Here is a 26,826-nt window from a genome sequence, read left to right as displayed (position 1 = left end):
GCTTGGCGCTGGCTGGCTCATGATCGCTCCGTGGAATTACTGGCTGGCCCCGCAGAGAGCTCCACTTCAACGTCCCATTAAGCATGAAGCGCTTAGGTCGTTGGGCTGAAAGAAGTGCGCGCGCCTCGGACAACACCGTTGGCTCGCGGAGTGACATGAGTCGAAGCGGCATATGGCGAAGCCTGTCAGCCCCCTTCTATGTGCCGCAGCCAGTATCGGGGCGCTGATGTACTCCTCGTCCGCGCTATCCCAGATCGCAGCTCCCAGTCAGGTGACTCCGCCGAGCCTGCGACCTCAATTCCCGGCGGGCGAGCAGCCGTTGCGACTACCGGGGCCGTTGGAAACGGCCGTGCCGCCCGGCAACGCAGCCATGGCCGTCGTGGTCGGCGAGGCGCAGCTCGATGGCGCGTTTCCCGAGCTTCGCACGCTCACCGACCCCCTGATCGCTCGCGTCAAGGGCCAACGTGTCAGCGTTGCCCAGATCTATGCGCTCGCGACCAACCTCGAAGGCCTCTATTCGCGCGCCGGCTATCCGCTGGTGCGGGTCAGCGTGCCGCCGCAACAGCTGGTCGACGGCGGGACACTTCGCCTTGTTGTCATCGACGGCTTCATCGAAGCGATCGACGTCAATACGCTTCCTGAGCGCGTGCGAAACGTGGTCGCCGGCCGGACCAACTTGCTCCTGGGGCGGCCGCATCTCACGACCGAACAGATCGAGCGTGCGCTGCTGATCGCGGGCGACGTTCCCGGCTTGAGGCTGCGCAGCACCCTGGTGCGCGGCACGCGCGAAGGCGGGGTACGGCTCGTGCTCGAGGGCGAGCATCGGCTGATCTCGGGCTCGGCCGGAGCCGACGATCGCCTGTCGCGTTCGCTCGGCACTTGGCAGCTGCGCGGCACGCTGGCGCTCAACAGCGCGCTCGGCGCTGGCGAGCAGATCTACGGCACGGCCGGACTCAGCACGGATTTGCGTGCGGCCTCGGCAGGCGACGCGCCGGTCTCGCTCTACGGCGGCGGGGCCGTCGTGCCGATCGGAGCGGACGGCATCACGGTCAATCCGGAATACACGCATTCGCGGACGGTCACGAAGCAGACGCCCGGCGCCCCCGCTTCGCTCGGCAGCTTCGACCGGTTCGCGCTACGCCTGCGCGGGCCGATCGGGCTGTCGCGAAAGGCGTCGCTCTACGCCAACCTCGCCGTCGAGGATGTCGAGCAGCAGATCTCGGCGCCGGATTTCGGGGTGGCGCTCAGCCACGATCATTACCGCGTGCTTCGCGGCGGCATCGACTACGCCACGACGTTGCCGTCGCAGGCAGGGCTGCAGCTCGGAGCGCAGCTCTCGAAGGGGCTCGGCGGACGCAATGCCGAGGACGCGATCACCTCGCGCGTGCCGTTGTCGCGGATCGGCGCGACGCCCGACTTCGTCAAGCTTGCGGCCACCGCGCGCCTGTCGCAACCTTTGCCCGCCGGCTTCCGCTTCGATGTCATCGGCACCAGCCAGATCACCGGCGGCAAGGCCATGCTGCGCTCCGAGCAGCTGTCGCTCGACGGAAGCGACGCGCTGTCTGCCTTCGCGTCCGGCACGTTGAATGCCGATGAGGGCTTCACCTTGCGCGGAGAGCTGGCCTACCCGTTCGTGTTCAATGCGTTCGGCACGGGGGCCGCCGCATCGCCCTATCTGTTTGCAGCCGGCGGCCGGGGCTGGATCGCGAGTCCCTCGGCCGTCGAACAAGCCGCCCTCAACGCGGGAGCCGTGGGGACCGGCGTCCGCAGCAGCGTCAGCATTCCCGGCAGCTCCGCCGATGCGAGCCTTGCAGTCGAGATCGCGCGCGGCTTCACCGACGTCAGCGGCGTGCGGCAGGGCTGGCGGGCCAATTTCCTGGGCACGGTGAGCTTCTGATGCGCGCGTTCGACCACGCACGAAACGCGCGAGCGGCGAGCGGATGGCGCAGACGCGCTGCCCTCTTGCTCGGCTGCACCTCTCTGCTCGCCATATCATCGCGCGCGCTGGCGCAGGCCGGTCTGCCGCAGGGCGGCAGCGTCGTGTCAGGTCAGGCCACGATCGGCGCGCCGGCGGGCAATACCCTCACGATCAACCAGACATCCTCCAGGGCGATCGTCGACTGGAACAGCTTCTCTGTCAGTGCCGGAAACAGCGTCAACTTCGTCCAGCCGAACTCGAGCGCAGCCATCCTCAACCGGGTCACGGGGACGACGACCTCGACCATTGCCGGCCAGGTCAGCGCAAACGGGCAGGTGTTCCTGGTCAATCCCAACGGCATCGCAATCACGCCAACTGGGTCGGTGCAGGTTGGCGGCGGCTTCGTGGCCTCGACGCTCGACATCGGCAATGCCGATTTCAACGCCGGCCGCCTGATCTTCACCGGCAAGGGCGCTTCGGCCGCCGTCAGCAATGCCGGCGCGATTTCCGGCGCGAGCGGTGCATTTGTCGGGCTGATCGGCGGGACCGTGTCCAACAGCGGCACGATCACCGTGCCGCTCGGCCGCGTCGGGCTCGGCGCCGGAGAGGCGATCACGCTCAATCCGACAGGCGACGGCTTCCTGCAGGTCGCGCTTCCCACCAAGTCCACCACCGCCGATGGCAAGGCGATCATCGACATCGCCGGCAGGATCAAGGCGGCGGGCGGCGCGATCGAGATCAAGGCGGCGACGGCCCAGCAGGCCGTGCGCGACGTGGTCAACGTGTCCGGCGTGCTCAGCGCCCGCTCGCTGTCGGGCCGCTCCGGCCGCATCGTGCTCGGCGGCGGAAGCGGCGCGGTGACCATATCAGGACGGCTTGCGGCCAATGGCGGCCGCAGCAATGCCGGCGGCACCATCGTGGTGACCGGGAAGAAGGTTGCGCTGACCGCGACCGCGAAGGTGAGCGCCGACGGCAAGAGCGGCGGCAAAGTGCTGATCGGCGGCGATATGCGCGGCGGCCGGGATCCGTCCGCGAAGCTGGTCGCCGATGACGTGCCGACGGCCGAGACCACTTCGGTCGCGCAGGGCGCGACCATCTCGGCGAAAGGCAGTGCCGGCGATGGCGGCAAGGTCGTGCTGTGGTCGGAGCAGACGACCGACTTCCGCGGCAGCGTCGTTGCGACCGGCGCTGATGGCGGCAATGGCGGCGGCGCCGAGGTCTCGAGCCACGGCCTGCTGGACTTCCGCGGCAGTGTCGACCTGACCGCCACGGGCGGCAAGACCGGCACGCTGCTGCTCGACCCCTATGACGTGACCATCTCGACCGCGGCCGATAGCAACATGTCGAGCAGCGGCAACACCTACTCGCCGACCGGCAACAGCTCGGTGCTGTCGGTCGCCACGCTGCAAGGCGCGCTGGCGACGGCAAATGTCACCGTCGACACCGGAAGCGGCGGGTCACAGAGCGGCGACATCACCGTGGCGAACGCAGTGACCTGGGCCAGCGGCCACTCGCTGACGTTGAACGCCGCGCGTGACGTCAACGTCAATGCGGGCATCAGCACCAGCGGCGGCGGGACATTCTCGGTGTCGGCCGGCCGCGACGTGAATGTCAGCAGCAGCATCACGGCCACCGGCGGAGCCCTCAACGTCAATCTGGCTGCGTCCGGAAGCTCGGGCTCGCTCGTTATCAACGGCGCAACCATCGACACGAATGGCGGCGCGCTGACCGGGTCCGCAGTTCAGGCGGGGAGCAACGCGGCTGTCTGGCTGGCCAATAGCACCCTCAACGTCGGCGCTCTGACGCTCACGGGCACCTCGGCCTCCGGCAACGGGGTCGTATTCGCCGGATCGAACGCCATCACCAACACCGGCGGCGGCACGTTGAGCATCAGCGGAAGCAGCCCCACGTTGCCGGCGTTCGTGTTGCAGGCCGGTGCGAGTCTGGATACCGCCGGCGCAGTCAGCATCACCGGAACGTCGAACAGCAGTGTCGGCGTCTATCTGCTGGGCAACAACACCATCACCGATCATTCCGGCGGTCTGACCCTGAGCGGGACGACGTCATCCAACGTCGGATTCTGGATCAACAGTGGCAACAACACCTTCACCAACTCTGGTGGCGGCACGCTCGCGCTGAACGGCACGGTCACGACCTCATCCGGATCCCAGGGCATCGCATTTAACTCAGGCGTGGGCCTGACCACGTCGGGCACGGTCACGCTCACCGGCACATCGATCACCTCCAACGGTGTCGAATTCCAAGGCTCGAACCTCGTCACCGACACTGCCGGAAACCTTACCGTCAGCGGAGCCAGTACCACCGGCATCGGCGTCTTCTTTACCGCCACACCAACAACGCTGACCAATTCCGGGACGGGAGCTCTTTCGATCTCAGGCAGTTCGGCTGCGGGCGCGGGAGGGGGATTTGGCGCGGCCATCAATTCCGACCTGACGACGTCGGGCAACATCTCGATCTCCGGCACCGACACCGGCACCTCCTACGGCCTGTACCTGAACGGCTCCGCGATCACCAGCAACTCGGGCAATCTCACGCTGAGCGGCTCCTCGACGGGTTCGAATGGCGTCTGGGATCAGGGCAACGGCACCTTGGCGCTGACCAACGCGGGGACCGGCACATTCCAGCTGATCGGCAGCACACCCAGCGCCAGTCGTGGCATCCGCTTCAATACCGGCAGCAATCTGACCACCCTGGGCTCCGTCTCACTGAACGGGTCGTCGGGAAGCGGTGAAGGCCTGTCGTTCAAAGGCAGCAACATCGTCACGATTCTGAACGGCACGCCGAGCTTTGCAGGCAGCTCGACCTCCGGCAGCGGCGTCTTCTTCCAGGGCGCCACGACCATCGATAACCAGGGGACCGGCACGGCGACGTTCTCGGGCACGTCAAACAGCGGCTTTGGCGTGAACTTCACCGGGACGAACACTGTGTCCGGCAACGTATCGTTCGCGGGCATCTCGACGGCGAGCGACGGCGTCAGCTTTGGATCAGCCTCGAGCCTCGCCGTAACGGGCGGGAACGTCGCCGTCAGCGGCATCTCCACCGCCACGAGCGGGTCGGGCTCGACGGTCGGCACTTACTTCTCCGGTGCGACGGTCAGTAACTCGGGCAGCGGATCGCTGACCATCACTGGAACCTCCAACGACACGGGGCCGACGAACAGCGGGAGCGCCGGCGTGCTCTTTGCCGGCACCGACGCCATCAGCAATTCCGGCGCTGGCACGCTGGCCATTTCGGGATTCAATCCGTCCGGCTACGGACTCCAGTTCCGGAATTTCTCTGCTGTAACTACATCTGGCACCATGTCGCTGGCTGGAACGTCGAGCACGGGTTATGGCGTGTTGGCATCGCTCGCCAGCTTCACCGCAACGGGAAGTGTGACGCTGACCGGCACCTCGAACAGCAATGTCGGCATGGTCGCCAACGGAGGCAACACGCTGACCGCGGCGAGCGGCGCTTTGATCCTGCAAGGCACTTCGGTGTCCGCTGATGGCCTGCAACTGCGCGGGACGCTCGCCACCAGCGGCTCGGGGCTTGTGTCGATCAGCGGAACGAGTAGCGGCGGAAGCGGCGTCGCGGTCAACGCCAATGTGACCTCCTCCGGCACCACGTCGATCTCAGGCAGCTCGACCAGCGGCAACGGCATCTATTTGCGGGGCAGCACCACGATCGACAATCTGAGCGGAACCGCCGTGACGTTCGCCGGCACGAGCACCAGCGGGGCCGGAGTGACGATCGATCAAGGCAGCACGCTCACGACCTCAGGCGACCTGCAGCTGAGGGGGACGAGCAGCACCGGATCCGGCCTCGTCGCCAGCGGTAGCAACGCCATTACGGCCAACTCGGGCGCGGTCACCCTTGCAGGCAGCACCTCGTCCGCCTCGGCTGTCGGAATCGACACGTCTGCAGCCGGGGTTGCGATCACCAACAACGGCACCGGCACCCTCATCCTCGACGGTCGCGGCGGCGACCGGCTCGGCGCCACGATCACCTCAGGCGCGGCGCCGGTGGTGATCAGTGACACTGGTGCGGTGAGCCAGATCGGCGGTGCCATCGCTGCTACGGCGCTGCGGCTGTCGGGCGGAACGAGCTACGTGCTTGGCGCCAACAACACTGTCGGCACGCTTGCCGCCAGCGGCATCGGCGCGCTCACCTTCAACAACGCACAGAGTTTGACCATCGGTGCGGTACAGGGGATCAGCGGAATCAGCGCCAGCGCCAACGCGACGATCCTCTCGGCCGGCGACCTGACGATCGCAAGCGGCAGCGCGGTGGTCGCCGCAAGCCCGGTCCTATCGGCAGCTCGTGCCTTCATCAACAATGCCGGCAGCGGCGCGGTGAGCGCGACGTCCGGCCGCTGGCTGATCTATTCGGCCGCACCCGGCGCCGACAGTTTCGGCGGATTGGACAGCGGCAATCCTGCGATCTGGAACGCGACCTACCAGTCGGTGCCGCCGGGGAGCGTGAGTGCGCCGGGCAATCGTTACCTGTTTGCGGCTGCCGCGCCCGGGACGGCCGGCAATGGCTCATCGTCCGCGAACACGGATCTCATTCCGGCCCCATCGACGCCCGCTCTGATTCCCCCCTCGCCGTCCTCCACGCCCGATTCCGGCGTCTTGAACGGCTTTGGAGCCGCAGCTGAGTCAGTGAACAATGGAAGGACCAGCGGCGGTGCTGGACGTGGCCATGGCGGCTTGGGCGGTGCGGCCTCTGCCTCGAGCGCTTCCCAGGGTTCGGCAGGCCAAGGCCCTGCAGCCGGCCCGGCAAAGTCCGCAGCCGAGCATGCCGCTGCGGCTCCGCCGGCCGCCGCACCCGTGCCGCCGCCGAGCCAACCCGCCCAAGCTGCCCCCGAGCCACCGATCTTATCCGCGCCGCCCACCACGATCGCGCCTGCGCCAGCCCGAAGCATGGTCGATCTTGCGCTGTCGCGCCTCAATCGCGAAGCGCTCGCGACCACCATTGCCGAGGAAATTTCGCGTGTGGCCCGCTCCGCCGCGAGGTCATTGAGGGCCGCCGAATTCACCATTGCGGCCGCAAGCTCGGTCCTGACCGTCGGCTTCATCGCTTGGCTGCTGCGCGGCGGGACGCTGCTCGCCGCGTTCCTGGCCTCGGCCCCGCTGTGGCGCGGCTTCGATCCTTTGATGGTGGTGCTGCGGCCGCGGAGGACGGAAAGGACCCGCGCCACATCCAAGGTTGATGCGATGTTCGAGGGCGGCCAGGGAGCCGGTCGATCGCTCGCGGACATCACGTGATGAAGCGATGGCTGTCCCCCAAACTCCAGCTCAGCCTCGGTCTGGTATCCTTGACCGTCAGCTTAATTCTCGTCGCCGCCTCGCTTGGCTTGCTGCCAAACGAGGAGAGAGCCGAGCTGGAGCAGCGCGGCGTCACCGCAACCGCGATGGCGGTGCAACTCGCCGTCCTCGCCAGCCGCAATGACACGGCCGCGATCAAGGACACGATCGACGTCGTGGTCAGCCGCAGCCCAGCCATCCTCTCCATTGCCATCCGCGACGCGCATGGCAATATCCTCGCCGGATCCGATCGCCACCTGACCCACTGGCGCGAGCTGCCCGACGGCAAGTCGACCGCGACGCATATCCAGGTGCCGCTGTTCAATGATGACACGCCTGCCGGTCGGATCGAGATCGCCTTCAGGCCGCTCACCAGCGGAGCGAACCCGCTCGATCTGGGGCCGGCCCTGTTCGCGTTCGTGGGATTCATGGCGGTTACGGGCTTTGCCGGCTTCTACCTGGTGCTTGGCCGCGCCCTGCGCGAGCTCGATCCGAGTCGCACGATTCCGAAGCGGATCGAGGCGGCGTTCGATACCCTCGCTGAGGGCGTGCTGATCATTGACGACGACGAGCGCGTGCTGCTCGCAAACCGGGCTTTCAAACACAACGTTCTGACCGGTGGCGAACTTGAGCTCGGCTCTCCGGCCAGCGGATTGCCGTGGCTTTCGTCGGTGGCGGCTCCGGTTGCGCCAAGCGATCTGCCGTGGCGTGTCGCCCTGGAACATGAGCATCCGGTGCTCGGCGCGGAGCTGAGCATTCGCGATGCCGGCGGCGGCATGCACCGGCTCGTCGTCAACGCGACGCGCATCCTCGACGGCAGCGGGACGGCACGCGGCGCCATCGTCACGTTCACCGACGTGACGGCCTTGCATGAAACCAATATGCGGCTGAGCGCCTCGGTCGAGGAGCTGCGCAAGGCACAGCGGCATATCTCCGATCAGAATCTCGAGTTGCAATATCTTGCCTCGCGCGACCCTCTGACCGGCTGTCTCAACCGTCGCACCTTTTTCGAACAGGCGGAAGCACTGCTGACCGAAGCAATCCGCACTCGGCGTCCGTTCGTCTTCATGATGGTCGACGCCGACCACTTCAAGCGGATCAACGATCGGTTCGGCCATGCCTTCGGCGACAAGGTGCTGGTCGGGCTCTCCGACCAGTTGCAGACATTCTGCGGCGGGCCGCATCTGGTCGGCCGCTACGGCGGTGAAGAGTTTTGCGTCGCGCTGATCGGCCTGAGCAAGACCTCGGCCGAACACGTGGCCGAGCAGGTGAGACGGTCGGTGTCGAACGTCGGGACTTGGCTGCCGGGCAGCGAACGCGTGACCGTCAGCATCGGGCTCGCGCCTCTCGACGATCCGCGCGACAAGCTCCTCGATCTGGTCAACCGCGCAGACAAGGCGCTTTACGCAGCCAAGACGGCGGGCCGAAATCGCGTGGTCGTGGAACGCACTAAGGATGCGGCGCCCACGTCGTGCGAGAGCGGCTTCCCGGGCCGGTTGGCGCTGTGATCCCTAACGAACGACGCAGGCGGTCGGCCTTAGATGCCCTACCGTATCGGGGCGGACGCCGTCGCAGCGCTCGGCCAGCGGGCTCGCCGGACGACGGAATGCCAGCAATGGCTGATACGCAAGCCCTCGCGATCGCCGGTTCGTAGGTCGTGGGCCATGCTGCGCTCATCGGTACCCTTGATGGTGGTGACGCTCGGCGAAACGCCGACGCAGCGGGTCGGCATGGTCGACACCTCAACGACCCGATTTGCGAAATCAAGGTCGTCTTGGATGTTGCACGACGAGCAGTGACCGATGATCGTTCAGATCAAAGCGCTGGTTCTCAAAGAGCCGGGCCCGTCATGGATTAGGACGTTCCGGGATAACGTTCCCGTCCCGATACTACTTTCACATCCCGAGCGCACCAAGCAGGCGCGGCGGGGTCGCCGAAGAATATGCGAGCATGAGCGAGAACTGCAGCGCAAGCTTCGTCGTAAGGCGGACTGAGGTTGCCTCGACTGAAGGACCCTTGCGCCGGAGAGCTCCGTGCAAGCCTACGCCGCGCTTGCCACAACGACTCTCGGTCGAAGGAGTCGACGTAGTTAGTTCGGGTGGAGTTCTTGTAAGATGGCGTTACAGGGTCGTTGGTCAACATTGAACGGCACCAAGTTACGGTGGCCAGGACAGATTCTAGAAACACCGTCCCAACGGCGTTGGGGCGGCCCTGGAGCGCCTGGACCATCCCGAGATCGGCGGACGGCTCCTGAGCATCGTCTGCGCGAGGCGGCGCGCAGACGACTTGCCGATCTCAGCTCAGCCCGGTCATCCGTGCGAAGCGGGTTGCTGTCCTCACCTCCGGCTGCTGTTCAATCTCCGGCTGTTCCGACCGGTTCAGCTCCGCCAGGGAGATCAGGACGATCTGGGCGACATATTCGATCACCATCGAGAACAGCTCACCGTCCGGGCTGTGATAGTCGATCCGCGTTGCCTGGCCATCCTGCACGGTCTTGACGACCGTCCAGCCCAGCGGATTGCTGGTATGTCGGATCAGTTCGCCGATGGTGTGAATCTGAAAACGTGATGGGTCCTGCCGCAGGATCTCGCGCGCCTTTGCGTTCATCGTCAGGATGCGCGCGCTCTCGACCCTGTTCTGACCATCCATGACCGGCACGGCCGCGATGATCCCGAGCGGCGATCGGTCCGCGATCATCGCCGGTCAAGTCCACGACACGAGCCTTGACGACGAGGCCGCCGAGTTCAATGAGATGCCGCGTGCGCTTGCGGCGCACGACCTGCCGCATATCATGCCGCACCCTTGCTGCCTGTTGACGATTGCGCGCCGCCCGGTTGCGCCCGAGAGCCGCCAGCGAAGCGGTCGGCGCGGCGGCCCGAATCGATGCGCAGTTCGGTCTCGAGCTGGAGCGCGCGGCTGGCGCGGTTGACCCGGCTGCCAGCCGCTTCGCGGGCAAGCTCAGCGTTCTTGTAGGCGGCTTCGGCATCGAGCGAGCCATAAGGCCGCACCTCCTCGAATACCCGGCGGATCTTTTGTAGTTCATCAATACCGGCTTAGCTCCACTTCCTCATAGCGCTCCAGGGCCTGGATGCCCGGGATGCTGAGGTAGCCCTCAAACCGCGGCCGCTGCTCGTCGACCGTGAACGGCTCGAGCGCAACCATCAGGAGCGGCTCCTTGCGGTCGGCTGCACACGTCCGCAAACGTCGAGTTAGGTCGGCACGAGACTGCAGCTAAAGACCAGTTTGCCGGTCCACACGAACGCAAACGACCCACCAGCTCGATCGATGGCAACGATCGACCGTCGAACTTCGCGGGCGCCGTGAGCGCGAGACCACCAGGTGGGATGGTTCAGCCTGCAGCGGCGGCAATGGCCCAGCGCGATCTGGCCTCCCGTATCAATTCTGGCAAATTTGCGATCGTTCGGTGCATGTGGGCTTCCAGGCGCGCGCACGCGCGCGCGGCGTTCTGGCTGCGGACGCCGTCCGCGATATCAAGACAGTCACGGAGCTCGGAGTCCGGATCGGCGTCTTGGGAGATGACGAGGCATCGAATATACCGGCTGCGGTCGTTGAAGTTTTTTATCATTCGCAGCATCTCCTCGTTCCTCGATATCTGCGCGATCTGCTCGAACACACCCTCGATGGCGGCAGCATAATGCTTGGCGCGATTCCTTGCCGAATTCGCGGGCAGAAGCGCCGCCACTCTCATCGCGCTTCGGCCAAAGCGTACGGCCGACGACGACTCCAAAGCCTTCCTGAGATTATACGCGAGTACCAGCCGAGCAAACTCATAGAGGTCCTGCAGCTCCGCTGCGTCCGGGACCCTCGAGAAGAAGCCTCGCTTCGGAACGATATCAATCAGCCCCTCGCCATGAAGACGCTCGAGAGCTTGTCTCACCGGTGTCGCGCTCGCCCTGACGTAGTCAGCAAGCTCGTCGATGCGCAGGTGCTCGCCTGGCAAAATGATCTTCGACTCCGACGTCAACTCGTAATGTGTGACCAATTCCTTGATTCGGGCGTAGGCAACATCGACTCGATTGAATTCGCTGTCCATATCGATACCTGCTGCGCGAGGATTGCTGATCCGGCGGGCTTGAGCCGAAGGCTGCGCGGCGCGTCGCGCGCTCATGCGACGCGCCGCTCATCTCGCTTTCTGCTCACGATCGATCGCCGAGTGCCGCCGGGTGTCGCGCATGGCGAGATAGACGACAAGAGAGGTCGCAATGCAGCCGGTGAGGTAGAAATAGAACCAGCTTTCGTGACCGATCGACTTGAACCAAAGCGCGATCGACTCTGCCGTGCCGCCGAAGATCGAAACGGTCAACGCATATGGCAGTGCTACGCCCGTTGCTCGAATTGCAGTTGGGAAAAGCTCGGCTTTGACCACCGCATTGATCGAGGTATAGCCGGATACGATCAGCCACGCCGCCGCGATCAGGAGGAATGCGGTGAACGGATCGTGGACTCCCTGCAGCGTGTTCAGAAGCGGAATCGTGAACAGGGTTCCGCCCAGTCCGAACCCGATCAACAGCCATTTGCGTCCGATGCGATCGGAAAGGGCGCCATAGAGCGGCTGCAGCGCCATCGCGAAGATAAGGCTACAGGCGGTGACCATGGTCGTTTGATCATCGGTCAGCTTGACGGAGAGCTTCAGGTATTTCTGCATGTAGGTGGTATAGGTGTAGAAGGCCGCAGTCCCGCCCATGGTTAGTCCAACAACGAGCAGGACTTCACGTCGGAAGTGACCCAGCGCACGCAGCGAACTCCCCTGTCTTGCCGACTTCGCGCGGGTGAATACATCCGTTTCGTGCAGATTGCGGCGCATGACGGCGGCCACGACGGCCAGCAGCGCGCCGATCACGAACGGAATACGCCAGCCCCATCCCCGAAGCTGCTCCTCCGTCAGAAGCACCTTCTGCAAGACCAGGAGAACGACGATCGCGCAGAGCTGGCCGCCAATCAAAGTCACATACTGGAAGCTGGAATAGAATCCGCGGTTCTTTTCGTCCGCGACCTCGCTCAGGTAAGTTGCGCTGGCGCCATATTCACCGCCAAGGCTGATTCCCTGCACGATTCGCGCGAAACCGAGCAGGACCGGCGCCGCAAAGCCGATCGACGCATAGGTGGGCGTCACGGCGATGATCAGAGAGCCGAAGCACATCATCAAGACCGACAAGGTCAGGGCATTGCGGCGGCCATGATGATCGGCAAAATGGCCGAATAGCCAGCCTCCGAGCGGGCGGACAAGAAAGCCGGCGGCAAACAGCAGCGCGGCGTTCAACTGCTGCACCACCTCGTCGCCCTCAGGAAAGAACGATTTGGCGAAATACAACGCAAACGCAGCATAGGCGTAGAAGTCATACCATTCCACCAGATTTCCGATCGAGCCCACGAAGATCGCGCGCAAGCGGCTACCCATCCTAGGGCCGTCACGGCGTGCTTCATCGGCGGCCGCAACGAAGGTGGGGTTGATAGCTCGCTCAAAATTCATGGCGTCCTCCGAGTGCACGTTTTCTTAGGCTCTAAGGCCAATCGTGCTCATGCCTGAGCAACCCGCGTGCCAGCCGGCCGCGGCCGCCGACCGCGCCGGCAAACAAAGCCATTTCAGATGGTTGCATTGCGCCCCGCGTGAAACGGGCTCGCGGCGCTCAGCGGAATTCCGCCGATCCGCGTCGGCGTGTGAGCGGGAATCCGCCTCGTGCCTAGCAGGAGGTTCGGCTGGGTCGCAGCAAGCCGTACCTTGCCATTTTTTCGTTGAGCGTCCGCCGTGGCACGCCGAGACTTTCCATAACCGCCACAACCGACCAGTTGTGCTCCAGCAAAGACGCCTCGATCAGCATGCGCTCATAAGCTGCGACACGCTCGGAGAGCGAGCGTCTTGCGCCCGCTCCCTCGGCCCGCCGCAGAATTTCCGCGACGCGGCGACCCGTTGCGGCCAGGCCGAGCGCGTAGCGTTCAGCCACGTTCTTCAATTCCCGAACGTTGCCTGGCCAGTCATGGGTCAGCAGCGCATCGAAATCCTCGGCTCCGAGTGGGGTCAAGTCACGGCCGCTGCGCCGGGCGGCTTCCGCGGCGAAATGCTGGAATAGCAGCAGCACGTCGTTGCCCCGTTCGCGCAGCGGCGGCAGACGGATCTCCGCCGCGGCCAGGCGGAAGTAGAGATCGGCACGAAAGCGGCCGCTGCGGCTGTCGGCCGCGAGATCGGCCTTCGCGGCGGCGATCACACGGACGTCGATCGGGATCAGCCGGTTCGATCCCACCCGCTCGACCACGCGCTCCTGGAGAACGCGCAGGATCTTGACCTGAAACGCGTGTGGCATGCTTTCAATTTCATCGAGCAGGAGGGTTCCGCCGCTGGCATGTTCGAACTTCCCGATGCGAGCCCCGCGTGCGCCGGTGAACGCTCCCGCCTCGTGACCCAGCAACTCGCTCTCGAACAGCTCGGCGGGGACGGCCGCGCAATTCACCGCAACGAAAGGAGCTCGTGCCCGCGGACCAAGGTCGTGCAGTGCGCGAGCGACGACCTCCTTTCCCGTGCCGCTCTCGCCGAAGAGGATCACATCCCTGTCGTGCTCGGCGAGCTCGCCAACGGACTTTCGCAGCGTGGCCATCGCGGGCGATGTCCCGAGGAGACGTCGCTCCAGCTCACCTTCGGCGCCGAGCCGGCTCGTGAGTTGCCTGAGTTGACGCTTCAATCCTGATTGTTCTGCCGCCCGTGCCAGCACGGCAGACATATGATCCGGGTTGGCAGGTTTCTGCAAAAAGTCGTAGACGCCCTCGCGCATGGCCGCTACCGCGAGTGCAACGTCGCCGTGAGCAGTCAGCAGTATGACCGGAATGTCGGGATCGATGCGCTGCACGTCGCGCATCAGTTCGATGCCGGATCGATGCGGCATCCGGAAGTCGGTCAGTACCACGTCGGGCAGCTCGGCCTGAAGCATCGACAGCGCCTCGTCCGCATTTCGGGCGGTGCGCACGTCGAAGCCGCCCAGCTCCAGCCATTGTCTGATCGAGCTGCGAACGATCTCCTCGTCGTCGACGACAAGAATCGATTTGCTCATCCACATACCCCGATAGATCTAGGCCGGCGCGGACGGCGCCGGCAGGGTCACCCAAAACCGGCTTCCGATTTGCAGTTCACTCTCAACCGAAATCGTGCCTCCGAGCTCCCTCACGATTCCATAGCTGATTGAAAGACCGAGGCCGAGCCCTTCACCGATTTCCTTGGTGGTGAAGAACGGATCGAACAGCGACTTCATGTGATCCGCCGAGATTCCGCTCCCGGTGTCTGCGACCTCGATCGTAACCGTGCTCTCCGCACGCCGGATGCAAACGCTGAGAACTCGGCGCGGGCGGTCCCGCATCGACTGGACCGCGTTGGAGAGCAGGTTGACGAAGACCTGCTCGAGACGGATCGGGTTCGCTTCGACGTGAGCCGGCTCCGCGGGCAAGTCCAGGACAACCTCGATACCTTCATTTCTGATCCGGTACTGCAGAAGCCGCATCGCATTGCCAAGTGTCACACCGACATCGACTCTGCTGGTTGCCCCGGTCTCCTTGCGCGCGAACATGCGCAAGTGACCGATCAATGCCATCATTCGCTCGGCTATGGATGACATCAAGTCGAGGTTCAAGGCCGTTCGTTCGATCTCGTTGCGTTGCAACAAGACTCGGCTGCTTGCGATATAAGTGGTGAGTGCCGCGAGTGGCTGGTTGATTTCATGCGCCACCCCCGCCAGCGCCTGTCCAAGACTGGCAAGCTTCGCACTCTGCACCAGGCTCTCGTGGGTTTGTCGCAACTCCTGTTCGGTGCGCGTCCGTTCCAGGACTTCACTCGTCAGCTGACGATTGGCTTCGCGAAGCTCCATCGTGCGCTCCGCAACACTTCGTTCCAGCAGCTCGTTCGCTTCGCCCTTGGCTTTCATCGATTGCCGCCATTGATAGGCTACAAGTCCGAGCAGCTGTACTGTGAGAACGGCAAAACCGGCTGTGGCGGCGACCGTCATTGCATGCCGGCGCGCGTCTCCGATATCCGAGAAGATCAGGAGCTGCCACCCATGCGCCGGCAGATGCCGCGCACGCAGCGCATATTCGTGGATGTCATTGTCGTCGCCCAGTCCGACCGATACGTTACCTGATGCCGCCGACGAACGCAGGATCGGGGCATTTTCGATCGTGTCGCCGAACTGCCGGGACTTGTTCAGACGCGCGACCGCGCTCGAGGGCAGCGTTCGCAGCGGGTGATATTTCCACCGCGCGCGGCTGGCCAGGATCACCACGCCTCCTTCATCTTCCATGGCCACCAGATCACCGGCCCTGACCCAATCGGCTTCCAGCGGCGTCAAATCGATCTTCACGACGGCGACCCCGATCGTAAGCTCGCCTTCCGTGATCCGTTGCGACAAGAAGTAACCAGGCAGGCCGGTCGTCACCCCGACGGCATAGAGCTGCCCTTCCCCGTCACGGATTGCGCTCTGGAAATAGGGGCGAAAGTCGTACGCATGCCCGACGAAGCTCTTTGCTCCATCATAATTGCTTGCTGCCAGCGCCACCCCTGCCGTGTCCAGTACGTAGAGCTCGGCCGATCCCGCGGCCTGATTTAGCGACTTGAGATAGCGGTTGGCTGCTTCGACGACTGCCCCGTCGCCCGGTGTCCGGAACAGCCGGCGCACCGGGTCGGCGAGTGAAAGAACCGTGGGCAGATATCGGAAGCGGGCAACGGTTGCATCGAACGTGCTGCCGATCAACGTGAGCCGATCATCGGAATCGCGGCTCATCTGCGCGAGCCCAGCGCTCAGGGCCAATCGGTAGGACAGCAGCGCGACTGCCACGATTGCCAGGATGGCAATGGCCGCGATAACCGGCCAAGCCCTTGAGAGCTCACGCGGCAGTTCCAGTCGGCTCGAAAAAAACGCCGACATTGATGCACTCCCGCTCACGCCAGGGCTCGAATGATGGACCTGACCTACGCTTCGGTCACCTCGCGAATTCTCCCCGCGCATGCCGGATCCAGAGCTTCACCCGCAACCGGAGTCTTGGACCCTCTTATGAGTCGAAGGTCGATGTACCCCGCGGCGTTTTACGGTCGAATGAGATCTATACGGCCGCAGCCATCGTCCAGCGTGACCTGGCGTCCCTGATGAGCTCCGGCAGATCGACGATCATCCGACACATGTGCGTTTCCAATTTGGCACACGCACCTTTCGGATCCTGATCACGGAGCAATTCGATCAACTCGAGACATTCTCGTACCTGGGCGCCTTGATCCGGGCTTTGCAGGATCGAGAGGCATCGGACATATCGGCTGCGATCATTGAAGTTCCGCATCATTCTCAGCATCTGCTCGTTTCGCGACAGCTGCGTGATCTGCTCGAAGACGCCTTCGATGGTCATCGCATGATGTTTGACACACTTCGTTGCCGAGTGACCCACTGCAACGGCTTCCACTTTCATCAAACCCCGGCCGAGACGCGCGACCGAGGACGGATCGAGTGGCGTCGTGATATTGTGCTCAAGAACCAGCCGGGCAAACTCATACAGGTCCTGCAGCTCGGACGCGTTCGGAACCTTGGAAAAGAAGCCTCGCTTCGCGATGCTGTCGATCAGTCCCTCGCCTTGCAGGCGCTCCAGCGCTTGGCGCACAGGCGTTGCGCTCGCATTGACGCGATCCGCCAGATCGTCAATGTGCAGATGCTCTCCCGGAAGCACCCGGACCTTGCTGTCAGGGACCAGATCATAGTGGATGACGAGGTCCTTGAGCTTAGTGTAAGCGGTGTCTACCTTGCTGATATCCCCGTCTGTATCACGCATGCCACGTCCCCTTGAACCACCCTAGGCGGACGCAACTTGCCGGCCGCAGACGTAGCACCGGAGAGGCGTATGCCTTGTTCCCGGAATGCTCCGACCGCGCCGACGAGCACGCATGAACGGGTTCGGCGACGCCCGACGTCGAACCCTTGCCCTGCTACTCGTTGTCCGCCCATGACTGTCATTTTTTTACACACCGTAAGCTTACGCACTCATTGCAGCCGTCACCATCATAAAAACTATGCAATCAATGTGTACTGGTTCACTGGAGCATGCTGAGACGGTGTCTCATCGCGTAAGCGGTTGCAGCGGCGCGCGAGCTCACGCCGATCTTCATATATATGTTCGCAATGTGTCGATTGACGGTCGGCACACTGAGGCGTAGTTCCGCGGCAATGGCCTTGGAGCGGCTGCCGGCGGCGAGCTTGCTGAGGATCTCCATTTCTCGTGGCGAAAGATCATCAGGGCCTCGCGCGCATAAGTTGCGGGGCTCGACTTCGACTCCCTCTATCCGTGCTCGATCGACACGCTCCTGCCAGCTTCGCATGCCGAGTGCTACGAACTGCTCGCGTCCCCGCTGCAGCAGCGCGTGCGAGGACGGCTTGTCGCTTGAGGTTCCCGTCACGATCGCCTCGTCAAGATCGACGAGCGCTCGGAGGCAGACCTGGCCTGCCCGCTCAAGGTCGCCGCGGGCCTTTGCGAAGTGTGCGCATGCCGCAACCGTGTGACCCTGAAGGGCCGCCAGGCGTCCGAGGATGAATTCACGGCATTCACCGGCTGCACCGATCGTGCTTCCGTGTTTTGGAGCGCGGACCAACGCTTCGAACCGGCGCGCGCGCTTGACGTCCTCACGCTGCCAGGCGGCGCAGACCCCGAGCCCAAGTGCATCATCCGACAGCTGTCTGTCGCAATTTGTGTTCTCCAAGGATCGGAGCAGCGCCTCGATGCGAACGTCATATTCGTTTTCGCCAGGCAAGAACGCTTCAGTCAGAGCGGCGAAGCCGAGCACGATCTGTCCAAGGCGCACCGGATGATCCTTGACGATCTGCAGCGCACGCGAAGCGATTCGGCCGATTGCCGGCCAGTCGCCACCATACAAATAGGCCCGCCATGCGACCGCGGAAAGCTCCAGGGCGAGATGCAACCGGTGCCACGGTCCCAGTCGGACAGCCAGCGCACGCGCGTCGCGCAGCGCCGCGTCGGAGCTTGTCAAATGGCCCAGGCTCGCCTCGGCAATCGCGAGAGAGGTTAAGGCCTCGATCTGGCCAGGAAGCGACCCGAAACACTTGGCATCCCGCAACAGGTCGTGCGCAGTTTCGACCCCCATGGCGAGTTGTCCATGCCGATAGATCCAATCATGGGTGACGACCTCTCGAGCCCGGATGATGGCCGCCGGACTCTGCCATTCGGCGGCCCAACGTTGCACCTGCTCTGTCTGTTCGATTGATCGAGGAGCATACAGGTCGAGCGCCGAGGCACGGTCCTCTTCGTCTCCAAGCTGATGAACGAGATCGAGCGCACGCGGATCCGGCGCGTGGTAGATCGTCTCAAACGTCCCGTCATTCCATCGGCATCGCCAGTGCTGTCGGAGCACCTCCAATCGGGCCCAGTGCAAATCTCGGCGAGCACCGCAGGCCTCCAGTCCGCGCTCCACCAGAGGCTGCCACATCTCGGTGGGAGCGCCGGCGTCGCGCAGCCTGCGGGCAATCGTCACCAAGAAACTCATGATCCATGATGGCTGCCGCTCCCAGCATCGGCCGAACAGAAGGCGCGACGTCGCGTCGGCGGCTTCGACATCGAGTGATGCGGCCTGGGCAAGCGCGAGATCACGAAGCATCTCGTCCGAGACAGCATCGCCTGCGAGATCGCAAGCGATCCGAAGGAATGCAGCTTCGTGCTCGCTGATATAGTTCGCTCGCGCGCGCTCGGCTGCCTTCAGTGCGAAGACCCGGCCGATCTCGGCACCCGCGATGCGCTGTGAAGCGTGATACTGATGTGCAATCTCTCCGGGATCGGCATCGAGCTCGGCGAGACGCGTCGCCGCGCGCCGATGCAAGATCGCTCGCCGGTCGGGGTTCAGTTCGTCGTACATGGCACGCCGCAGCAACGCATGCGCAAAGACGTAGCCATCACCTCGCACGACGAGGACCCCGGCCCTCATCGCCTCGTCGATATGGTCGAGAATCGTCTCTTCGGAATCCGATATCAGAAGCTGCAATCGGCCGAGATCGAAGCCTTCCGGAAATATCGCAGCGATCCGTAGCATCCCCAGGGTCGGCCCCGAGAGCCGCGCGAACCGTCGCGACAGCAGCGGACGCAATCCGGCCGGGATGCCGACACCGTTGGTCACGAGATCGGCGGGCCATTGGCCCTGGCGCCCCGGAAATCTTCCCTCCTCGACGAGGTGGTTGAAGAGCTCGCGCACATAGAACGGATTGCCGCCAGTCTCACGATGAATTGCCGTCGCAAGCGATGCGGGAAGCCGCTCGCCAGCCAACGACTCAAGCATGCGCATCGTGTCCGCAGGCTCGAGCGGCCGAACCGCGATCCGGTGAAGTTCGCTCTCACGCGCCATCGCACTGAGTTCCAGCGGCTCGCCACCGGTCTCGTCGGGACGGAGGGTCATGACGGTTAGCAAGGGGAGAGATCGCGTCGAGCGTAAGCAATGCAGCAACATCGACCAGGATTCGCGATCGGCCCAGTGCAAGTCCTCCAGCACGAGCAACAGTGGAGATTCGACTGCAACCGCATGAAGCAGATGAACGGCGGATTCGAACAGCCGAAACCGCTCGTCCGGTCCGGAGAGTCCTTTGAGAGCAGGAAGATCCGCAGCGGCCGCGAACGCCGGCACCAGGCGAGACAGCGGCCGAATCATATCATTGCGAGCATGGTTGAGGAGTGTCGGCTGCTCGCGAGCCCATTGGGAGAACGTGTCGGCGAACAATCCATAGGGCAGAGGTTCGGCCATCTCGTAGGCGGCCCCCCTCGCGACACAGAAACCGCGCTGCTTCGCAGTTAGGGCCAGTGCCTCGACCAGACGGCTCTTGCCGATACCAGCCTCTCCTATCAGGACCGCGCCGACAGCGCGTCCATTCGTGCTCGGGAGAAGCTCGCGAAGCCGGTTCGACTCCTGGTCCCTTCCTATAAGCGGAACACCGCTATCCTTCATGCGCTAACCAATGGCCAACCTACACGATACTCTTTCATGGCTGCGGCACGACGCACTGCCGCCCGTGCGATTCAACCGTCTCCGACAACTTAAGATTGCTTTGAGAAAATATCAGCTCGGCACGATAATACCAAGCGTCAAATCAATGTTGCGCTGCGCATATGGGACTCATCTCGCGAAGACTGTCGCGCAATCGCGACCGGCGAGACCCGAAGGACTCAGATCGATCACGATCTCCATGGCCAGTTCAGCCAATGATTGCTTGCCCTAAAAGACACACAACCATCATGAGGTGCAACTACAAAACTCAACCGAAGCATGAAACATCATTGAGTCGTTTTCTTGACGAAATTCCCCTGGCCCAACGAGCTGGCGATCGAGGAATCGCGGCGACGCCGCTCTCGACTACTCGGCGTCGGAGGCGACGCACACATGGGCCAAGCATCTGCTGCAACGCCGGAGAGAACCATGCGTTCGCATACAGGCTCAGGAGATAGCGATGGCCTCAGGAGATCGCGGGTCCTTCATATCGTCCAACAACGCACCTTCAGCGTTCGGCGGCTTGGTGCCGAACCCCGACGCGCGAATCATTTCGGAGCGTCGGATTGCGCGCATCGGAGCCGCGGCAAACCAGTGACGAGTGCTGCTTGGCACATGACATCCGGCACGCAGATCTACTGAACCGAATGTCAGAACCGTTCCTTAGGGCCGGAACGATTCGATGTACTTGATCAAACCCTTGGCGCCGAAAGAAAGTCCGGAGGTCCACGCGTCGCGGGGACGGGCCCTCGCCCATTTCTTTGCTGCACCACTCTTCGCAACGGACCCGACCGCTGAACGCGTTGCAGCAAGGCCGACCCCGACAGCGACACCGACATCGGGACCAATGAGCGCCCAGTTCCCCGCGTGAGCGTGTACATCAGCCGCTACCAGATTGCCCGGAACGAGCCCAATCGCGCCGACAAATTGAAGGCCTTTTCCGGATTTGGTTGATGTTTCCCAACTTGACTTGGTGGGAATATTTACAGTTGGAGGAGCCAAGTCCTTCTTGTTTGCAGAGCTGGCCTTATTGTAGCTCATCAATTCTTTCGTCGTGCGCCCCGTTCTCCGCGCCACCTGCACCCATGTCAGCCTGCCCTTCGACGGATCTTGGACGTCACGATTATCGTAGACGCGGTCGACCGAGAGCTTGTCACCGACCCAAGCCCCGGCCCGCGGAAGCTCGTAAGTCTGGGGGATCCAAGTCCGGTTCTCGGACACGATCTTTCTGACTGTTGTGCCATGCTCCTTTGCGAGATCCCTCAGAGATTGTCCCGGCTGGAGATCGACGGCTTGCTTTTGCCCGGGAACGTGCAGATTCTGGCCGCTCATCGACAACAGACGTCGGAGAGGCACACCGGTTTTTTTGGCGATCTGTTCCCATGTCACGGCTGTTGGGTTGCTGGCCGACGAGGCTTGGCCCGGAACGTCAATTCGCAAAGGTGCACGACTGTCCTTGTTTGCCGTGATCAGCTTCTTGATCCCGACACCATGCCTGCGAGCGAAACTCTCCAGTGACTCGCCTGGTTGCAAGCGATCGGTCGTTGCCCCGCGAAGCACGCGGCCACCGCTCGCTGCATCATAAACCCGTCGTGGTGGGATGGACAAACCACGGTGCCCGTTCGCCTCCAACAGCCGCTTCAGGCTGAGTCCCTGATCGGTTGCAAATTCCCCGTAGGTCACGCCATTCGTGACCTGACGAAGCCGCTGAGGAACCAGGATCTCGGCGGGCGCTACATTCTTGGCGTTGGCCTTGGCGATCGATCGCAGCGAGGTGCTGTGGCTGTCGAGAAACTCCTGCGGGCTTTGACCGGCTTGCACGCGTGCGTCATCGACTGCCGGAACGGATGCGCCTGCGGAATCCTTCCGAGCGGGGATCGACCATCCATGCCGATCCAGGTTCAGCGCCACGAGCGTCTTGACATCGACCCCCTCGCGCTTCGCAATCTCGGCCCATGTCGCACCAGAACTGTTGAGAGCGGTAACTGTCGGATTGATGTCTTGAACGCTAGGATTGCTTCGCGTGAGGTCGCGCGGTATGAGGCCAAGCCTTTGGGCAATGCTGACCATCGTATCGCCTGGCAGAACGTCGACTTTCGTCCCGCGCGAGCGCATCAGCGCTTGGGAGCTCACACCATTGCGCAAGGCGAAAGCTGCCTGCCCAAGACCGAGCAAACCGTCCGATATGGCGGCGGCCCTGTCTGTATGCCATCCACTCGCAGCCTTCATGAAATTGATCGAGGCGTTGGTCCCGAAACTCGAGGCGACGACGGCGCGAGCCGCCGCTTCACGAGACGACCCGAGCCACGTCCTAACCCGCGCATGCGCCAGGGGACTGTTGAAAAACGCGCGACCTACTGGATTAAGATCAGCGATGGCCTCGCCCAATGCCGGCGCACCATGCGTGGCCAACACCAGTTCGCCGGCAACGGCTGCCGATGCTGCGGCGGGCGGAGCGGCAGCGACCCATTCTCTCAATCGATTCGCGATGCGCTTGGCGCCGCCTCCCGCCTGAGGTGTCGTCGAGGCGGCCAGAGCCCAATCGGCCGCGTGATCTTGGCTGATTGGCGTATCCTGCAACCCCAAAGCGGTCTGCCGGAACGATGCGAGTGCCGCTGGATCGCCTCCGAAAACCGCCTTGTGGAAGTCGGTCTCCCCCATCCGGTCGCGAATGGCCTCCGCGATCTTTGCCTCCGTCGCATAGGGCGATGTGCCGCGGCGCGGCACGACCTGCGAGGCGAGAAACTCGGTCACACCTTCGTTCAAGTTCGAATGCGGCCGGCTTGAATCAACGACCAAGGTGCTTGCGAGCTTCTTGAACGATTCCGAGGTCAGTGCATGCACGGCCTCGTGTGCGACCACGTCCGGGCTCAATCTGTCGGTCCGCACATAGACGCGATGCCCCTGATCCGATGCGATGCTGAAAGCATCGACGGCCGCCGGATCGTGCTGGCCGCCGGCTTTTTGATATGCACGGGCGAAATCGGCAGGATCCATGGCCTGCAGCCGGATGCCATTCGGCGCTGAGCCGCTCGTCCGACCTTGATAGGCGTCAAACACCTTCCTTCCCGCGTCGAGCGCAGCGGGCTGTCCGGCAAGGCCCGCTTCGGTCGCGGTGCGGGATCTGCTCTGCTGATAGTGATGAGAAGCCACACCGGAAACTGTATTGAGTCCGATGGACAGATAGTCTTGCGTGGTCGGCGCCTTGCCTGACAGGAGGCCGGGACCCGCAGTCAGCATGGTGTTCGCGCCCAGCTGGGAGGCTGTCTGATAAAGCGGGTTCGACACGAGGCCATTCGGCCGTGCCGCGCTTGCGGTCCGCACGGCGACCTTGCCGTCGACGAACTTCGTCAGACCGCCAGTCACCCCGGCCATCGCGACATTCTTGAAGTATCCCGAGAACGCATCCTTCATCTGCGCGTTGGCTTCGTCCTGCGTGAGCCGTCCCTCGGAGAGCTGATACTGGGACTCGACATAGGTCCCCGCGACGTTGCCGAGGCCCATGACCCCCTGATTGGCGACCATGACCGTTGATCCGGTTGCCAGCTTCGAGACGACCGAGCTTGCGGCCTGGTCGAGGCCGCGCGTAATGAAGGCCTCCGTCGCTCCGCCCGTCAACGCCCCGCCTGCTGCGCCCAGGGACTGCACGCCCGATACGGTCGCATCGACGCCCGCCTGCTTCACCTCATCCCAGCTGCCGCCACCCTTGAAGAAGTTGTTGGTCAGCGCCGCATCGAGTGAGATGTGAGAATTGCTGTGAATGTCGCCGCCACCGAACACAGTTGCTGCATTCTGGGCCGTGTCGATGGCTTCGGCCGTTCCCGTTCCCACCAATGTGCCCGCCGCGAGGGCGGCCAAGACCGGCGCGCCGGCTCCGGCCGTGGCCATCGTAACCGCGGTCGCAGCCGCGGCGATCGCGACGTCGCGCACGACTTCCTGTGCACTCGACCAATTGGCGTCGGTCTTGCGCTCGTTCTCGAACATCCGGTCATTCTGGGTGGCCAGATTACCCATGATGTTCAGATACTGGGCATTGACCTCCTGGGCAGTCATCCCTCCCTGATTTTTCTGCAGGGCCGTGAGCGCCTCTTTTTTGTCCTGCAGATCCGACTCGAGCTCAGACCGGTTGGCACCGAACAGTCCCCCGACCCAATCGCCGCCCTTCTGCAGAAGGCTGCGGTTGCCGAGCGCTTTGTCTTCCCTGTCGATGGCATCCTGCAGCTCATGCAGCCCTTGACCGATATCCACTCGCGCGTTCGCGTCCTTGAGGCTCGCAAGCTGCTCAGCGACCGCGCCATCGCTCAAGGCGCCCGGATGCTGCGCAAAGAATGTATTGTACGCATGCGAGAGCGCGCTCTGGTCAGCGGCCGTTTGCGGATCGAGTAGATTTTGCGGCAACGTCAGCCGAAACTGAGAGTCCAGCAGCTGATATTGAGCCAGCTTCTGTTGAAGCTGTGCATATTGAAGCGATTGCTGAGCCGTCGTCAGGGCGCTGCCCGCTTTGGTGAAACCTACAGCCTGTACATTGCCAGCTTGTACCAAATCAGTGTTGGCGGACTGCTGCGCGGTCGCGACCGCCGCCTCGCTCTGTGTGACACGATAATCCTGAACCAGCCTGTTGGTCGTTGCAGCCAGCTCTTTCGTGATCAGGCCGGCCGATGCCGCATCAGTTCTTGCCTGCGCTATCTGCTGCAACACCGGCGAGTTTGAGGGCAAGGGAACATGGCTATAGGTCTGCTCCAGATTAGCCAATGTCGTATTGCGCCGGTCGGCGTAGGCAAGCCCGGTTGCCGACTTGAAGCCCGCCGTCGCAATGTCGGACATTGTCGAGAGCTCGCGCAACTGATGCTGCGCTTGGTTCAGCTTGAGCTCCGTGGCGGCCGTCGGATTCTTGATATAGGCGGCCTGCGCATCCGAGACGGCCTGGTGGCCCTTGATCAGGGCGAGGTCGGTCCCGACTTTGTTCTGATAGGCGCTTGCCTGATCGTAGTCGATCTTCGCCGTGGTAGCGGTCTGCCGGGCTTGCGGGGACAATTTGGCAAGATCGGAGTCCTGCGCTGCCTCAAGATCGGTCTGCGCTGCCGCCGCAAATGCCACTCGGTGCTGAGCCGCGGCCCAGCCTGCATTCTGGTAATCAGCATTCCCGTTCGCGAGCTTGAGATCGAGCGATGCCTGCTGCGGATCGCTGCCGCGCGTTGCACGTACGGTGTACCCCAATGGATGCAGAGCGTCGTTCACCCGATCCTGGGCATCCTTCGCAACCGTCCCGTATTTCTCGTAATTCGAAGCATAATACTGGAGCTGGGCCTTGCCCTGCGCGACCATGCCGACATCGGCGTTGAGCTTGCTCCGCGCCACGGTGAAGTCGTCATAGGCGCGCAGCTGCGATGGCGTCAAATTCGCCTGGGTCGGATTTTCGTTCTGGTCGATCGTGACACCGGCTTTCTTCAGCGCTGTGGAAGCGCTCTCGAGCTCTTTCTTGTCCGCCGCGGCCTGCTGCCCGTAGACGACGCTTTTCCCTGCCGCAAGGTCGGCGCTCGCGGCATCAAGCTTGCGCTGGTCCGTCGCCAGCTTGTGTTGCTGCGCATCCTGCTGCTGATTCAGCAACGACAGACGGTGCAATGTTCCGGCGCTGATCCCCCGGTCCATCTCGGTGTCCAGACGGCCGAGCTGCGATTTGGTCTGCTCGAGAGCAGCCGTATCGGCGGTGACCTTGGCCTTTCCCGCGGAAACCTGGGCCGAGGCCGCGTCGACGAGCGGGGCAACTTTCCGCGCGACTGGATCTTTCACGGTGACCGGCGGCGGTGCCGGCTTGTAGTTCGCTGCGGCGGCGTCGATGCGTTGTGCAGCACTCAGATTGCTCTTGGCCGAACTCAACACCGCCTGGTCGGCGGTGACTTGCTGCTGAGCGGCCGCAACCTGCTTCTTCAGATCGCTGATATGGGCTTGATGCGCAGCCGCCGCGGCGCCCGCGCCGCGACCGTACCCGATCGGAGCCTTCGTTCCCTGTGCATCATTCAGTTCGGTCTGCAGTTTATGCAGCTTTCCAGCATCACCATCGAGTGTCGTCTGCGCCTTTGTCTGAACCGCTTTTGCCTGCGAAACGGCGTCTGGGACCGGCGCCGCCGACGCCGGGGCGGGGACCCCCGGACACGCGGCCACCGCCTTCGGCGGAACAGGGGGACCAAACAACACAGGCGTCGGTTGCAGAACCGGACCCATGAATGGCCGAGCGGGCTGAAAGAGCGGCAAAGGTGCCGTCGATGACGATCCAACGCTGTGCGTCGAATTGCGATCGAGCATGCCCGAAGACGACGCCGTGGACTTCGGCCGCGGAGGTGGCGGCGGCGGAGGAGGTGGTGGCGGGGGTGGCGGCGGAGGCGGAGGAGGCGGCGGGCTGGCGACGACCGAACCACCACCTGCGTCATCTATCCGCATTCGCGCGTCTCCCCGTCAATGGCGACAGTGCTGCTTTGGCCGGCGCATATCGTCAGCCGTGCAGCCCATTCGGTGAACTCCGAGCGGCATTGTAGGACGTCAGCCAGCCGCTGATCCGGAATATATTATGAAAATACTGTTGGGCG

11 protein-coding genes and 2 pseudogenes are annotated in these 26,826 nt (G+C 63.4%); 3 read left to right on the top strand and 10 right to left on the bottom strand.

Annotated features, from left to right (window positions below):
• The first annotated feature begins 349 nt into the window (after positions 1 to 349).
• From ACQR0U_RS02235 to ACQR0U_RS02225, 3 genes are read left to right on the top strand one after another with little or no spacing between them, the layout of a single operon-like run.
• On the top strand, positions 350 to 1,897 hold the full coding sequence (locus ACQR0U_RS02235; protein WP_434872079.1) for a ShlB/FhaC/HecB family hemolysin secretion/activation protein: 1,548 nt from the start codon (positions 350 to 352) through the stop codon (positions 1,895 to 1,897).
• Positions 1,897 to 7,188: a filamentous hemagglutinin N-terminal domain-containing protein gene (locus ACQR0U_RS02230; protein ID WP_434872078.1), complete on the top strand. Its 5,292-nt coding sequence runs from the start codon at positions 1,897 to 1,899 to the stop codon at positions 7,186 to 7,188. The genes ACQR0U_RS02235 and ACQR0U_RS02230 overlap by 1 nt, the downstream gene beginning before the upstream one ends.
• A complete protein-coding gene (locus tag ACQR0U_RS02225) occupies positions 7,188 to 8,735 on the top strand; it encodes a sensor domain-containing diguanylate cyclase (RefSeq protein ID WP_316202436.1) in 1,548 nt (515 codons plus the stop codon). The genes ACQR0U_RS02230 and ACQR0U_RS02225 overlap by 1 nt, the downstream gene beginning before the upstream one ends.
• 787 nt (positions 8,736 to 9,522) lie before the next feature.
• On the opposite strand, the gene ACQR0U_RS02220 is transcribed toward ACQR0U_RS02225, so the two are convergent.
• The 10 genes and pseudogenes from ACQR0U_RS02220 to ACQR0U_RS02175 form a co-directional block, all read right to left on the bottom strand.
• Positions 9,523 to 9,924: a hypothetical protein gene (locus tag ACQR0U_RS02220; protein WP_434842711.1), complete on the bottom strand. Its 402-nt coding sequence runs from the start codon at positions 9,922 to 9,924 to the stop codon at positions 9,523 to 9,525.
• Positions 9,917 to 10,015 (bottom strand): annotated as a pseudogene (locus ACQR0U_RS02215) (conjugal transfer protein TraD); the annotation flags it as partial. The gene ACQR0U_RS02220 and the pseudogene ACQR0U_RS02215, both read right to left, overlap by 8 nt.
• Positions 10,016 to 10,082: 67 nt before the next feature.
• A pseudogene (locus ACQR0U_RS02210) lies at positions 10,083 to 10,274 on the bottom strand (conjugal transfer protein TraA); the annotation flags it as partial.
• A 302-nt stretch (positions 10,275 to 10,576) separates the two neighbouring features.
• Positions 10,577 to 11,356, bottom strand: coding sequence for a GntR family transcriptional regulator (locus ACQR0U_RS02205; protein ID WP_434842520.1), 780 nt, complete (start codon positions 11,354 to 11,356; stop codon positions 10,577 to 10,579).
• Positions 11,357 to 11,368: 12 nt separating this feature from the next.
• Positions 11,369 to 12,646, bottom strand: a complete 1,278-nt coding sequence (locus ACQR0U_RS02200) for an MFS transporter (RefSeq protein ID WP_316166460.1) — start codon at positions 12,644 to 12,646, stop codon at positions 11,369 to 11,371.
• Positions 12,647 to 12,929: 283 nt separating this feature from the next.
• Complete coding sequence (locus tag ACQR0U_RS02195; protein ID WP_315715081.1) at positions 12,930 to 14,288, bottom strand: sigma-54-dependent transcriptional regulator; 1,359 nt, start codon at positions 14,286 to 14,288, stop codon at positions 12,930 to 12,932.
• A gap of 18 nt (positions 14,289 to 14,306) precedes the next feature.
• Entirely contained in the window at positions 14,307 to 16,148 is a 1,842-nt protein-coding gene (locus ACQR0U_RS02190) for an ATP-binding protein (RefSeq protein WP_434842519.1), read from the bottom strand.
• A gap of 175 nt (positions 16,149 to 16,323) precedes the next feature.
• The gene (locus ACQR0U_RS02185) at positions 16,324 to 17,037 is read right to left on the bottom strand and encodes a GntR family transcriptional regulator (RefSeq protein WP_434842518.1); all 714 of its coding nucleotides are present in this window, start codon (positions 17,035 to 17,037) and stop codon (positions 16,324 to 16,326) included.
• Positions 17,038 to 17,296: 259 nt separating this feature from the next.
• Positions 17,297 to 20,203 (bottom strand): helix-turn-helix transcriptional regulator, encoded by a 2,907-nt coding sequence (locus ACQR0U_RS02180; protein ID WP_434842517.1) that lies wholly within the window; start codon positions 20,201 to 20,203, stop codon positions 17,297 to 17,299.
• Positions 20,204 to 20,905: 702 nt separating this feature from the next.
• Positions 20,906 to 26,545: a LysM peptidoglycan-binding domain-containing protein gene (locus ACQR0U_RS02175; RefSeq protein ID WP_316166310.1), complete on the bottom strand. Its 5,640-nt coding sequence runs from the start codon at positions 26,543 to 26,545 to the stop codon at positions 20,906 to 20,908.
• Between the last annotated feature and the right edge of the window lie 281 nt (positions 26,546 to 26,826).

Origin of the sequence: Bradyrhizobium sp. HKCCYLRH3097, from assembly GCF_051167875.1 — a bacterium.
Classification (GTDB): Bacteria; Pseudomonadota; Alphaproteobacteria; order Rhizobiales; family Xanthobacteraceae; genus Bradyrhizobium.
The sequence above is the reverse complement of the archived record's forward strand: the minus strand, read 5'-3'. Positions and strand labels throughout refer to the sequence as shown.